The organism is Streptomyces gilvus, assembly GCF_022513565.1.
In the GTDB taxonomy this organism is placed as follows: domain Bacteria; phylum Actinomycetota; class Actinomycetes; order Streptomycetales; family Streptomycetaceae; genus Streptomyces; species Streptomyces gilvus.
In genome coordinates this window covers 1-13,449 of record NZ_JAKWBE010000058.1, presented here as the reverse complement: position 1 = coordinate 13,449, position 13,449 = coordinate 1, and the positions used below count along the sequence as shown (strand labels likewise).

12 protein-coding genes and 1 pseudogene are annotated in these 13,449 nt (G+C 65.6%); 11 read left to right on the top strand and 2 right to left on the bottom strand.

The features are described from left to right. Nucleotides 1-50 precede the first annotated feature (50 nt). Nucleotides 51-785 (bottom strand): GntR family transcriptional regulator, encoded by a 735-nt coding sequence (locus tag MKW14_RS40430; protein ID WP_240871711.1) that lies wholly within the window; start codon nucleotides 783-785, stop codon nucleotides 51-53. A gap of 210 nt (nucleotides 786-995) precedes the next feature. On the opposite strand from MKW14_RS40430, the gene MKW14_RS40425 reads away from it, so the two are divergent. From MKW14_RS40425 to MKW14_RS40375, 11 genes are all read left to right on the top strand, one after another. Continuing rightward, nucleotides 996-2,564 carry a xylulokinase gene (locus MKW14_RS40425; RefSeq protein ID WP_240871708.1) on the top strand — a complete coding sequence of 523 codons (1,569 nt, stop codon included), beginning with the start codon at nucleotides 996-998 and terminating at the stop codon, nucleotides 2,562-2,564. After that, nucleotides 2,464-3,477, top strand: a complete 1,014-nt coding sequence (locus MKW14_RS40420) for a class II fructose-bisphosphate aldolase (protein WP_240871699.1) — start codon at nucleotides 2,464-2,466, stop codon at nucleotides 3,475-3,477. The genes MKW14_RS40425 and MKW14_RS40420 overlap by 101 nt, the downstream gene beginning before the upstream one ends. Next, complete coding sequence (locus tag MKW14_RS40415; protein ID WP_240871696.1) at nucleotides 3,474-4,277, top strand: HAD-IA family hydrolase; 804 nt, start codon at nucleotides 3,474-3,476, stop codon at nucleotides 4,275-4,277. Before MKW14_RS40420 ends, MKW14_RS40415 begins: the two co-directional genes overlap by 4 nt. 185 nt (nucleotides 4,278-4,462) lie before the next feature. After that, complete coding sequence (locus tag MKW14_RS40410) at nucleotides 4,463-5,548, top strand: VOC family protein (protein WP_240871693.1); 1,086 nt, start codon at nucleotides 4,463-4,465, stop codon at nucleotides 5,546-5,548. A gap of 354 nt (nucleotides 5,549-5,902) precedes the next feature. Next, nucleotides 5,903-6,136: a hypothetical protein gene (locus MKW14_RS40405; RefSeq protein ID WP_240871691.1), complete on the top strand. Its 234-nt coding sequence runs from the start codon at nucleotides 5,903-5,905 to the stop codon at nucleotides 6,134-6,136. Between the two features lie 90 nt (nucleotides 6,137-6,226). After that, nucleotides 6,227-6,667 (top strand): RpiB/LacA/LacB family sugar-phosphate isomerase, encoded by a 441-nt coding sequence (locus MKW14_RS40400; RefSeq protein WP_240871685.1) that lies wholly within the window; start codon nucleotides 6,227-6,229, stop codon nucleotides 6,665-6,667. Continuing rightward, nucleotides 6,664-7,515 carry a transketolase gene (locus tag MKW14_RS40395; protein ID WP_240871680.1) on the top strand — a complete coding sequence of 284 codons (852 nt, stop codon included), beginning with the start codon at nucleotides 6,664-6,666 and terminating at the stop codon, nucleotides 7,513-7,515. The genes MKW14_RS40400 and MKW14_RS40395 overlap by 4 nt, the downstream gene beginning before the upstream one ends. Next, complete coding sequence (locus tag MKW14_RS40390; protein WP_240871677.1) at nucleotides 7,512-8,447, top strand: transketolase family protein; 936 nt, start codon at nucleotides 7,512-7,514, stop codon at nucleotides 8,445-8,447. Before MKW14_RS40395 ends, MKW14_RS40390 begins: the two co-directional genes overlap by 4 nt. Nucleotides 8,448-8,544: 97 nt before the next feature. Beyond that, nucleotides 8,545-9,807, top strand: coding sequence for an epoxide hydrolase family protein (locus MKW14_RS40385; RefSeq protein ID WP_240871673.1), 1,263 nt, complete (start codon nucleotides 8,545-8,547; stop codon nucleotides 9,805-9,807). Continuing rightward, nucleotides 9,800-11,596, top strand: coding sequence for a flavin-containing monooxygenase (locus MKW14_RS40380; protein ID WP_240871670.1), 1,797 nt, complete (start codon nucleotides 9,800-9,802; stop codon nucleotides 11,594-11,596). Before MKW14_RS40385 ends, MKW14_RS40380 begins: the two co-directional genes overlap by 8 nt. A gap of 735 nt (nucleotides 11,597-12,331) precedes the next feature. Next, nucleotides 12,332-13,099 carry an SDR family NAD(P)-dependent oxidoreductase gene (locus MKW14_RS40375; protein ID WP_240871669.1) on the top strand — a complete coding sequence of 256 codons (768 nt, stop codon included), beginning with the start codon at nucleotides 12,332-12,334 and terminating at the stop codon, nucleotides 13,097-13,099. A 219-nt stretch (nucleotides 13,100-13,318) separates the two neighbouring features. On the opposite strand, the pseudogene MKW14_RS40370 reads toward MKW14_RS40375, so the two are convergent. After that, nucleotides 13,319-13,449 (bottom strand): annotated as a pseudogene (locus MKW14_RS40370) (transposase); the annotation flags it as partial.

The window sequence follows — 13,449 nt, the reverse complement described above, 5'->3', positions numbered from 1 at the left end:
TTGATCACGCTGCCGCGCCGGGAACTCCAAGATCCCTGACAGAGCCAAGCTCAGCGCTCGTGTTCGAAGTGGAGGCTGAGCCGGTCTCCGTGGAAGACGATGGTGGAATACTCGAATGGACGATCGGCAGCGTCCGAGACGAGGTCATGCAGCAAGAGGACCGGGTCCCCCTTCTTCATGTCGAGGAGCTTCGCGTCCTCCGCGCCGACACCAACGGCTTCGAGGTCCTCCCGGACCTTGCGCATCGTGAGTCCGTAGTGCGTGTCCAACACGACGCACAACTGCTCACCGACGATGTCCCGCTCGTCGAGAGCGGGCGCGAGCTCGGCGGGAACATAGGACCGGTGGATGCTGATCGGAGTGTCATCGACCAGCCGTCGACGCACGATGGCGTAGACCGAGCTGCCGCGCGGCAGCCGGAGCCGCTCGCGCACGTCACTCGACGGTGACTCAAGCGAGGCGGTGATGAGCTGCGTCGTGGTCGCGAAGCCCATCTCCTCGAGTTGCTCCCGCACGCCCATGTATGCCGGGGAGACCGCGGAGATCTTGTTCTGGGACACGAACGTGCCCTTTCCCTGCACCCGGACCAGAAGACCTTCGTTGACGAGGCGCGTGATCACGCCACGAGCGGTCATTCGGCTCAGCCCATAGATCCTGTTGAGCTCGTTTTCGGAGGGGATGCGCTGACTCGGCCTCCATTCGCCGCTGTCGATCTTGTTGCGCAGGATCGCCTCGAGCTGCGCATACAGCGGCACCTGAGATTCGCGATCGAGCACTTCAGACACGAGGACCTCCATAGACAGGGCTAGATAGGACAGGCAAGGCTCATGCCTGTACGACCAGCATGACACGTATACACATCAAAACTGAGATGTACATACCAGCGCAGCCGGGTAGCGGAATGTTGTACCTACTGGTATATACTGGGTTGTACATGGTGACGGCATGTGGCGTGCGTCGATGCATGCCACAGGTGGCGCGAAGGAGCACCCCAGATGTCTGAGCAGTATCTTCTCGGGATCGACACCGGCGGGTCCGGCGTGCGAGCAGTATTGTTCGAGGCCCACGGCAAGTGCGTCGCCAGCGCCTCCCGCGCGTTCTCCCCTCACTTCGAGGCGGACGGGACCGCCTTCTACTCGGTGGCCGAGGTCCAGAACGCGGAAATCGAGGCGATCCGCGACACGGTGTCCGAGTCGGGCGTAGACCCCCGGCAGATCGTCGGCATCAGCGCGGCAGTCCTGGGCGTTCTGCTGACGGGGTTCTCTGCGGACGGTGAGGCGCTGACGGAGTGCCTGTTCTTCAGTGACCCTCGGTTCACTTCCCACACCGACGACGTGTGGACCGCCCTGCGAGCAACGGGAATGAGCGAGGAGGAGTACCACGCGATCACGCACTCGCATCCCCGTACGCTGTCGGCCATCCTCGCGATCCGCGAGCAGCAGCCGGAGTTGGCGACTCGCGTGGCCCGGTGGAGCAACACGATGCAGCCGTTCCTGTACAGCGCCCTCGGCGGTCGGTGGGATATCGATCCGGAGGACTACGGCGGGTACAAGAACGCGTACAACCCGGTCGCGCGGCGCTTCGATCCGTCGGTCGCGGCTGCCCTCGATCTTCCGGAAACGCACTGGGTGGAGCATCGGTACCTCGCCGAGCCGTGCGGTGCCGTGTCGCGGGAGGGTGCTGCGCTGACCGGCCTGACGGAAGGGACTCCGCTGTTCGCCGGCGCGAACGATCAATTGGCGCAGATGATCGCGCAGGGCGCCTTGGGCGAAGACGACCTCTGCTTGAACCTGGGCAGTTCCGCGGTGCTCAGTCGGCTTACGTCCGGTAGCCCTGGCGCCTTCGACCCGCTGGTGCAGGTTGTCGGAGGTGGCTCTCCCGATCGGTTGCGGCTGACCTCAAACATGGCGACGTTCGGGTCCTCACTGACGTGGTTGAAGGATCAGATCGCCTTCGGGTTTCTCGGCGCGGACGCAGAAGAGCGTCTGAACGAGGACCCTTTCCGTTTCATGACCCAGATGGCGAGAACAAGCCCGGTCGGTGCGCACGGCGTCTCGTTCGCCCCGCTGTTCATCGGCCGGCCAGACGCGCCGTACGCAAGGGCGTCGTTCTTCGGCATCGACCTGGCCACCACGACGGCCGACCTGGTGCGAGCCGTGGTCGAGAGCACAGCGTTTGAGATTCGCACCTGCATGGAGGCACTCGAGCGTGCGACCCAGAGGTCCGCGCAGGTCGCGTATGCCACCGGCGGTCCCAGTGAGTCGACGCTGTGGATGCAGATCGTGGCCGACGTGACCGGTCTGACGTTGAAGTGTTCCTCGACGCCACGGCTGACCGGCGCCAAGGGCGCCGCGATCATAGCCGGGATCGGCGCAGGGATCTACGCGGACCCAGCTGACGGGCTCGCCCGCCAGGGCGAGGACACGGTGACGGTTGTCCCGGACCCGGAGACGTCCGCCCGGTATGAACCGCTTTATCGCGCATACACGCGGATGGTGGACGCCGCCTGCCAGCACATCTACCAGCCGCCAGAGGCCGCCGTCGCCCGCGCGGTCGCCGCATGACCATCCACCCGGTGAGGGTGCGCTACGAGGAAGGCCGACTGTGACCTTTGCGAGTACCAAAGAACTCGCCCGAGACGCTCGGCGGGGCGGGTATGCCGTGCCCGCCGTGAACATCGTCGACAACGTGTCCATCTGCGCGGCGGTGAGTGCTGCTGACGCGACAGGATCGCCGATCATTCTACAGACCTCGGTGAAGACGGTTCGCTATTTCGGCGCGGCCGTGCTTGCGGCGGCGGCGCGCGCAGCCGCCGCAAGCACGCGCGTACCCGTCGCCCTGCACCTGGATCACTGCCCGGACCGGGACGTCATCACCGAGGCCATCAGGAACGGGTGGTCGTCGGTATTGTTCGACGCGTCGGACCTTCCCTTCGAGGTGGCCCGCGCCGAGACCAAGGCGGTGTGCGCCGAGGCGCACGCGGCCGGCGTCGATGTGGAAAGCGAGATCGAGAACATCGTCGGCGTAGAGGACGGTGTCGGCTCGGATGACCCGGACGTCCACTTCTACCCGGACGACCAGCTCGTGATGGTGGCGGAAGAGACCGGGACCGACCTCATGGCCCCCGCCCTGGGCACCGCGCACGGCCTGTACTCCGCCGCGCCGGATCTGCTCGTCGATCGTGTCCAGCGCCTCGTGACGCTGACGGACATCCCGATCGTGCTGCACGGCGGCACCGGTTTGTCCGCGAGCGAGTTCCGCGAGTTCATCGGCGCCGGCGTATCGAAGATCAACATCTCCACCGCGCTGAAACTGGCCTACATGAAGACCGCCCGTGACCATCTGGAGCAGTCGGAGCGGACCGGGAAGTGGGAGCCGGTGAAACTTTTCGACGCCATCGGCGCGGCGGTTGAACGTACCGTCACGGATCACATCTGGCTGTTCGAGTCTGCGCAACGCGTCGGAGTCTCGGCGTGAACGCTCGAGGCCTCTTGCTCGACTGCGATGGCGTCCTCGCGGACACGGAGCGCGACGGGCATCTCGTCGCCTTCAATCTCGCATTTACCGAGTTCGACCTGCCCTTCCGCTGGTCGGCCGAGCAATACGGTCCACTGCTGCGGATCGGGGGTGGGAAGGAGCGCCTGCGGTCCTTCCTCGCCGAGCATCCCGAATGGGATCTCGGAGATGAGCATCAGGTGGACGCACTGATCCGCGACCTGCACGTGCGCAAGTCTGCCCTCTACGTGGATCTGGTCGAATCGGTAGCACTTCCCGCGCGCCCCGGGGTCGCTCGGTTGATCAGCGAGGCCCTGGACGACGGATGGCAGGTAGCGTGCGCGTCGACCTCCGCCGTCGCCAGCGTCGAAGCCGTCCTGGCATCCGTCGTCGGCGGCGACCAGCGGCGACGGATGGCAGGCGTGTTCGCTGGTGATGTCGTCCCCGCCAAGAAACCGGCACCGGACATCTACCTCCTCGCGGCCTCCTCGATCGGCATCGATCGAGAAGACATCGTGGTCGTGGAGGACTCTGCGTCCGGCGCCGCTGCGGCTGCGGCCGCAGAAATGGCCCACCTAGTCACCGTCAGCCACTTCACCACCGAAGACGAGTTCCCCGCCGCCGCGACCGTCGTCGACACACTCGGCGAACCCGGCAGTCCCGCACGTGTGCTGGCCGGCGCCGACGTGCGCACACCCCCCGAGCAGATCATCACCGTCGCCAGCTTGCAGCAGATCCTGGATAGGGCTGCCACGGGCTCTCCAACTCGCAGGCCGGAGTGACCGACACAGGGGCGCCGACCGCCATCGGTCGCCCGGAGACCCTGCCAGAAGGAACGTACAACTTCCGCGGCATCTGACCAACCATGTCGGCGATTGTCCTGACGGCAGCCGCTGAACCGCCTGCTTCACCTGGAAACGCACCACGCCCTGGCGCCACGGTGCACAACATGACACGGAGTTATCACATGAGGAATGGGTACTTCGCCCAAGGAATCAACTGCCGCAGTCTCGACGAGTCGCTGCAGTTCTACGTCGACGTGCTGGGCTTCGTCAAAGCCGGTCCCGGCTCCGACACCCTGCGTCAGCACCCCGAGCACGGCGCGCACATCGCCGATCTGGAGAAGCGAGTGCTGCCAGCACTGTTCGGCGTGGAGGAGGACGTCCGATTCCGGTCGCAACTGGTCAGCGTGATCGGCAGCACCGACACCTGCTACGAACTGTTCGAGTGGGTGAACCCGACATGGGTCGACGACGAGCCGTACACCGTGTCCAACCACGTCGGCGCGTTCCGATCGGCAGTCGCGACCGACGACTTCGCCCTTGTCCAGCAGAGGCTGCGGGACTACGGCGCGAACTTCCTCTCCGAGGAGACGGACTGGTGGGACTCGGACAAGCCGAACGCCACGAAGGACAACGTCACCTACACCAAGTACATCAGTGTCCGTGACCCGAACGGCCTGCTGCTGCAGATCAAGGAGGTTCCGAACCTTGGGGAGAAGCAGCCCGGACACCTGATCCGCATGGTACGGCACCGTGAGATCAACGTGATCGACATCGACGAGACGGTGAAGTTCTACACCGACCTGATCGGCTTCGACCTTGTCGCTCCCACCAAGGACGGCACGATCCCGCTGTTCTCCGAGTTGCCGAAGCTGCAGCCGGAAAACTTCACTCAGGACTACATCGACGAACTGTCGACGAGGTGCCTGCAGGACTTCTTCGGGTACACCGATGTCGAGCGGTGCGACTTCAAGGCCACTTATGTACGCCCGCCGGGCAGCTCCCAGAACCTCGACCTCTTCCAGTGGGTCGCACCGAAAGCGGTCGGCCGAGCCTACGCCTCGCCGCGCCATGTCGGGTTCCAGCGCATCCTCATCACCCACGACGACTTCGCGGGCGCCCAGCGCCGTCTGCTCGCCAGCGACGCGACGATCGTGTGCGAGGGTGTCGACCTTCCGCCGATCCCGCTGCCGGGCCACGACACGGTCGCTCGCGTGGCGATGTCGGTCCTCGACCCGAACGGCGTCATGATCGTCCTGCTCGGCGAGTGAGCGCGATGGGCTGGGGCTCAGCGTCATGGGCCCCAGCCCATCGCGACCGAGAGTCTGGTGACGTGCCGCCGGATGCCGTCATGTTCCTCACCCAGGACAAGGTCCTCACCGGCAGCTCCGCCTACTCCGCGGAGGATCTTGTCGACGTGCGCGCACGGTGTCCGGCATCCGCACCGGACCGGCCGCGCCACCGAGGTCAAAGGTCCTCGTCACGCTCAGGAGCGGAGCAGCTCACCGGCAGCGTCCGGCTGCACCGCGCTCGGCGACACGAGGGGTTGTGTCCGCTGTCCTGTCACGGCCAGAGCGGCAAACGAGGCGGATAGAGCGCCCCTTCCCTCTGGGTTCCTCCATGCGATGCGCGCCGCCCGTACCAGGTCGACAGGCCGGGATCCGGCTACGGCCACCTCCACCCTCGGCGGCCCGCGTCGAACGGCCGCGTCTCCGACGGGCCATGCCGCCGCTGCGACGGGCGCCGCGATCATCGCCGGTGCCGCGCTGGGCGCCGTCGACGGTCTCATCACCGTTCGATCGGCCAACCGGATGGCCCGTCAGGACACCGTGCGCGAGGAGATCCCTCTCGGTACATGACAAACCCGCTCGGCGACGAGAAAGCAAGGCAGCAATTCAAATATATATACGTGCCTATACGTGTATAGGACGATTGAGGAGGAGGTCAGGATGATCATCGGATTCGGCTGTGACCCCAATGCCGCGGACTTGAAAGCCGCGCTGATCGCGCACGCGGTTGCTCTCGGACACGAGGTGCGCGACTTCGGCTCCGACGACCCGCTGTACCCGCGGACCGCCATCGACGTGGCGGAGCGCGTCGTCGCCGGCGAGGTCGACCGCGGTGTGGTGCTGTGCGGGACGGGAATCGGAGTCTCCATCTCGGCGAACAAGGTGCAGGGGGCGTATTGCGCGCTGGTGACCGATGCCTATCAGGCCGAGCGCGCCCAACTGAGCAACAACGCCAACCTGATCGCCATCGGCGCGCAGATCACCGGGACCGAGTCCGCAAAGCTCCTGCTCGACGCATACCTCGCCCACACCTACATGCCGTCCGAGCGCAGCGGCCCCAAGCTCGACGAACTTCGCCTCTACGAGACGGGCAGGGCATGACTACGGTCGCCGAGCTGGAGGCCGAGGCCACGCACGCCCGGCTTCTGGTGTTGCGTATGCTCCGCGCCGGCGGTTCCGGTCACCTCGGTGGTGCGTTGAGCTGCATCGACGTCATCACCGCGCTCTACTTCCGAGTGCTCCGAACGAACCCCGCGGATCCCAGGTGGCCGGGCCGGGACCGATTTCTGTTGTCGGCCGGACACAAGGCGATGGCCCAGTACGCCGTGCTCGCCCGTCGCGGGTTCTTCGACGCCTCCGACCTCGACAGCTACGGCGGCCTGGGCAGCGCATTCACCGGCCATCCCGACATGCACAAAATTCCGGGCGTGGAGGCCAACACCGGCGCTCTCGGCCACGGCCTCCCCATCGCATGCGGAATGGCACTGGGGCTGCGGATGGACGGGCGCGGAGGCCGCGTGTTCACCATCCTCGGAGACGGGGAGCTGCCGGAGGGCTCCAACTGGGAGGGCGCATCCATCGCCGCCCACCACCGCCTGGACAATCTCGTCGCGATCGTCGACATCAACGACCTGCAGATCTCCGGCCGCACCGCCGACGTGATGAAGATGGAACCCATCGCAGACAAATTCGCCGCCTTCGGGTGGTCCACGATCAGTATCGACGGAAACAACATGTCCCAGATCGTCGCCGCGCTCGAACAGCAGCCGGCGCCGGGACAGCCCACCGCAATCCTTGCGCGGACCGTGAAGGCGAAGGGGCTCACCGAGCTGGAGGACACCGCGGCATCGCACTACTGGAAGCCGACTGCGGCGCAGCTCCTCGACGCCGAAGCAGAACTGCACGCCCGCCTCGACAGTCTCGGCGACCTGACGGGAGCGCACCCGTGAGCGCCGTCCGCGAGTTCGTCGATCCCCGCAAGACCCTCGGGCAGGCCATCACCGCGATCGCCGAGCACGACGAGCGCATCGTCGTGCTCTCCGCCGACAGCGGCAACTCGTCCGGTTTCGGGCCGTTCAAAGAACGCTATCCCGACCGCTACTTCGAGTTCGGCATCCAGGAGCACGGCACCACAGGCGTGGCGTCGGGCCTGGCCACAACCGGCCGCATCCCCGTGTTCGCGGCGATTGCCGCGTTCGTGACCTGCCGGAACTTCGAGGCGTTCCGCAACGACATCGCGTATATGGGACAGAACGTCAAGGTCGTCGGCCGCAACGGCGGCATGACCTATTCCGATCTCGGCCCGACGCACTACTCGCTCGAGGACTACGCCATCATGCGCATGCTCCCCGGCGTGGTCGTACTCTCCCCGCAGGACGCCGGCGAGATCAGAGCCGCGTCCCGAGCGATGCTCGCTCACGACGGTCCCGTCTACATGCGCATCGGAGGGCCGCTGATCCCGGACCTGTTCCCCGAGGAACCCTTCACGATCGGCCGGGGCCAGCTCATCCGGCACGGAGACCGGGCGACCGTGATCTCCACCGGCCCCGTCACCGCCGCCACCATCGACGCGGTCGACAGCCTCCGCGCCTCCGGAGTCGCAGCCGAGCTGATCGGCATGCCCACCGTCGAACCCGTGGACCGCGACCTCATCCGCGACTCTGCGCTCCGAACCCGCCGGGTCATCACCGTCGAAGAGCACTACGTACGTGGCGGGCTCTCGGCCGCCACCGCCGAGGCGATCGCGGACCTGGGCATACCCCTGAACGCCATCGGTCTCCCGCATCAGCACATCACGACCGGGACATATCCCGGCCTGACCGAGCGGTACGGGCTCGACGCCGACGCGCTCACCCGACGCCTCGGCGAGCTCCTGAGCTGAGGTTGATCGACTCCCGTCCCCGTGAATGCTTGACTGTCATGCATATACCTGTACAGTCATGTAAATGCCTATCCGCGTCAATGAAGATGAGGAGATCATGGCTAAACCCCCGACCGGGCTCTCCCCGTTCACCATCCGGATTCCGGACGCCGACGTAGCAGACCTGGGTACACGGCTCTCCGCATCCCGGTATCCGTCGGAGCCACTGGACGAGGGCTGGAAGAAAGGAGTCCCCCAGCCCTACCTGCAGCACATCGCAGAGCACTGGCGGGATCGGTTCGACTGGCGGGTGCAGGAGCGTGGGCTCAACGAACACCCACAGTTTCTCACCGAGATCGACGGGCAGACCTTCCACCTCATTCATGCCCGCTCCGCGCACCCTGGCGCCATCCCGTTGCTCCTCTTGCACGGCTGGCCCGGCTCAGTAGCGGAGTTCGCCCGAATCATCGGGCCGCTCACCGATCCTTCCGGGCACGGGCATCCGGACACTCCCAGCTTCCATGTCGTCGCGCCCAGTCATCCCGGGTTCGCGTTCTCCATGCCGCTGACAAAGAACTGGACCAACACCGCGATGGCAACCGCCTACGCGGAGTTGATGAGCCGCCTGGGCTACGAGAACTATCTGGTGCAGGGCGGTGACATCGGAGCGATGATCGCCCCGCAGGTCGCCGCCGTCGACGCCTCCCGCGTTCTCGGGGTGCATCTGAACGCCGCCAGTCTCGGCTTCATCCCCGCCGGCCCCGTCGACGACGCCGTGCTCGCCGAACTCGACCCGCTGTCCCTGCAGCGACTCGAGTCGATCGCCACGAACAACGCCGTCGGCATGGGCTACTACGTGATCCAGGCCACAAAGCCCCAGACACTCTCCTACGGGCTCACCGACTCGCCCGTCGGACAGCTCGCGTGGATCCTCGAGAAGTTCCACGACTGGACCGACCGGGCCCACCCGCTGCCCGAGGACGCGGTCGACCTGGACCAGATGCTCACGAACGTGTCCCTGTACTGGTTCACCCGTACAGCAGGCACCTCCGCGAACTGGTACCACACGTTCTACAGCAGCCTGCTCGCCGGTGCCGACGCCAACGCGCCGTACACGCAGGATGTCCCCGTCGGAGTCGTGGCCTTCCGTGAGGACTGGTCGATCCGGTACTTCGGGGAGCAGAGCCATCGGATCACCCACTGGAGCGACATCGACAGCGGCGGCCACTTCGCGGCCATGGAGACACCGGAGCTCCTGGTCGCTGACCTGCGCACCTTCGCGGCAGCCGCCGTACAGCAACGTTCGCAGGTCCCCTCGGCATCATGCCGGGCCGCTGCCGCGCTCCCGACGATCGAGTCATCAGGAGCAAGCCATGACTGAAAGTTTCCGAGGCGTTGAGTTCGATCGCGAAGCGATCGTCGCGAAGAACGCGCAGGAGCGCGAGAAACGTTTCCGCGCCGACGGCAACACACAGTACGTGCACCTGGACGAGCACTCCGAGTGGATGACCGACCCGCACACACCACGCGCCGACCGCGAAGCGGTGACTCGGGATGTCGACGTGGTCATCCTCGGTGCGGGATTCGGCGCAATGCTCTCCGCCGCGCGCCTGCGCGAAGCCGGTGTCGGCGACATCCTCCTCATCGACAAGGGCGGGGACTTCGGCGGCACCTGGTACTGGAACCGCTACCCGGGCGTGGCGTGCGATGTCGAGTCGTACACGTACCTCCCCCTGCTGGAAGAGACCGGCTACATGCCGTCGGAGAAGTACGCACACGGCGACGAGATCTACGCGTACTCCCGCCTCATCGCGCGCCGCTTCGGGCTTTACCAGAGAGCCCTCCTGCAGACACTCGTAGAAGCGTTCCGCTGGGACGACGCGATCTCGCGGTGGCGGGTCGAAACCGACCGCGAGGACGCCATCACGGCGAAGTTCATCGTCGTCTGCCCAGGTCACTACCGCAGCCCGAAGCTTCCCGGCATCCCGGGGGTGGACGATTACGCCGGCCGCGCCTTCCACACCAGCCGCTGGGACTACGCCTACACCGGCGGCGACTCAAACGGCAACCTGGACAAGCTGGCCGACAAGGTCGTCGGGATCATCGGAACCGGCGCCACAGCGGTCCAGGTCGTCCCGCACCTCGGCAAGGCTGCCAAAGAGGTGTTCGTGTTCCAGCGGACCCCGTCCACTGTTGACGTGCGCAACGACCACCCCACGGACGAAGTGTGGTTCAACACCCTCGAGCCGGGCTGGCAGAAACGCCGCATGGAGAACTTCAACCGCATCGCGTGGGGCCAGCCGCAGGACGAGGACCTCGTCAACGACAGTTGGACCCGCACCAACTTCGAACACGTCTGCCGTGCGCGTGGTTTGTCGGCCGAGGAGATGGCCGAACTGCGCAGCCGCAACGACTTCGCGGTTATGGAACAGATACGCCGCCGCGTGGACGAAGAGATCCACGACCCAGCCGTCGCCGACACCATGAAGCCCTGGTACGAGCGCGTCTGCAAGCGCCCTTGCTTCCACGACGAGTTCCTCAGCACGTTCAACCGGCCCAACGTGCACCTCGTCGACACCGATGGCCGTGGCGTCGACCGGATCACCGAGAAGGGCGTCCTGGTCGGCGACACCGAGTACCCGGTCGATCTCCTCGTGTACGCCACCGGGTTCGACCCCACTCCGTACCTCGGATTCCCGGTGCCCGTCTACGGTCGCGACGGACTGTCCCTCGGCACGCATTGGAAGGAGGGCGCGCGGACCATGCACGGGATCCACGTACACCACTTCCCGAACATGTTCATCGCCAGCACCACGCAGAGTGCGTGGGCGTCGAACTTCCCCCACATGCTGACCGAGCAGGCAGAGCACATCGCCTACACCGTAAAAGAGCTCATCGACCGGAACGTGAACGTCGCCGAGGTGACCGAGCAGGCCGAGGCGGAGTGGGTCGCCCACCACGAGGAGCTTGCCGCATTCCTCGTCGAGTTCTGGGGGCAATGCACACCCAGTCACCTGAACAACGAGGGCCACATCACCGTGAAGATGATGCGCGACGGTTCCTACGGGGGGGGAGTGGACGGAATCACGGAGGTCTTCCGCAACTGGCGCGAAGAAGGGAGCCTCTCCGGCCTGCAGCTGCAGAAGGCAGCCGAGTCCATCTCCACCTGACGATCAGTGCGATGCGGGCGTGCCCGGTGATCGTCGGCAATGCTAGGACAACCTTCCCTTATGTGTCCGCATTTCACAAGATCGCAGCATCTCGGGAACGAACCGCGGAGCTTCGTGAGAGCCGTACGAGTCCGCGCGAAAGGTGAACTGCGTCTGGACTCGATCGAGACACCTGCGGTCGCGTCAGGTCAGGCCGCCCCTGAGTGGAGGGATGAACGGGAATCTGCGGCGACCTCCACCTCCACTTCGACCCGGAGGTGTTTACGGGGGATGTCGCCGTCCCCATCCGGTGACGGGCGTGGACGGTCGCAGATTGTGGGACACGAGTATTCGGGAATCGTGTCGTCAGTCGGCCCGGACCTACGAACCTTCAAGACGGTGATTCGGTCGCGGTCTTTCCCTATAGCGTCTGCGACCCGACCTCCTGCCTCGTCTTTGCATTCTTTGGAATCCCGGCGCCGGCGGAGGACGAAGTAGTCGATGCCGCCCGCTGTTACCGGCTTCCAGAAGTGTGATCGTCGCCGGAGCAGGGCAGGGGGTCGGCCAGGCAGTCGCCCAACTCGCCGTGTGGGAAGAGGGGCGTGTCGTGTCCTCGCTCTCGACATCAACGCTGCCGGGCTGGAGGGCACTCGCCCCAGACGTATCTACCTGTATATTCTTGTATTGATCGCCCTTCGAGTCGACGCCCATGTCGAGCTCTTACCCAGGGCGGACACTGAAATGAGGAGGTTCACAGTGGGCCAGCTAGACGGCAGGGTCGCCATCGTGGTCGGCAGCAACAAGGGCATCGGCAAGCAGGTCGCGATCCGCTACGCCGAAGAGGGCGCGAAGGTCGTGTGCGCCGGGATCGACTTCGGGCCGTTCCCCCTGCAGGACGTCGTCGACTCCATCACTGGCCGCGGACTCGAAGCGGCCGCCGTGAAGTGCGACATCCTGAACAAGCAAGAGATCGACGACGCCGTGCGCTTCACCGTAGAGACCTACGGACGCATCGACATCGTCTGCAATGTCGCCCAGGCGTTCCTGCACACGATGGAGTCGATCGAGGAACTCTCCGAAGACAGCATGGTCAACCTCTATCGGGGTGGACCGATCGCATACGCGCACTTCATGCAGGCCGCCGCCCCCCACATGAAGAAGCAGAAGTACGGACGCATCATCAACTTCAGCTCCGAGATGGCGTACGGATACTTCAACTGTGCTTCCTACGCCGCCGCAAAAGCTGCCGTCCAGGGGCTGACGCGAGCGGCCGCCTACGATCTCGGCCAGTACGGCATCACCGTGAACTGCGTCATGCCCAACGCCGACACGGGTGAATCCGTCTCCCCTCACCACGAGGAGCACGCCAAGCTTCGCCTCGAGTCAGTGCAGAAGACCCCGTCGAAGTACGTCGGACGCGCCTATGAGGACATCACCCCAGCATGCGTGTTCCTCGCGTCCGAAGGCGCGGGATTCGTCCAGGGGCAGACCTACATGCTGAGCGGGGGGGCAACGATCGTCTAGGTGTGCTGCCTGGACAGGTTAGTGACGCGGTTGGCACCATCGCTTCCATGATCGCCAGAACGCTGTTGGCGGCTCGGGCGTGGCTCTGGCCGTGTGCGCTGATTGCGGAGGCGTCACGGGGCCGGGCGACGAAACCGCGGCTCAGGGGCGTCCGAGGGCGCGGACGGTTCATCCGGCGTCGCGCCAGGTTGCCGCGTCCGTCGATGACGCGCGGGGTGGCGGTGCGGGCGACGAGCTGCGGAGCTTGGGGATGGCCAGTTCGACGGTGCCGACGCGGGTGTCCCACTCGCGCGGGCGATAGTCGTTGCGGTGGTTGACGCGTTCGTCGCTGACCTGCCCGTATTCGGCAT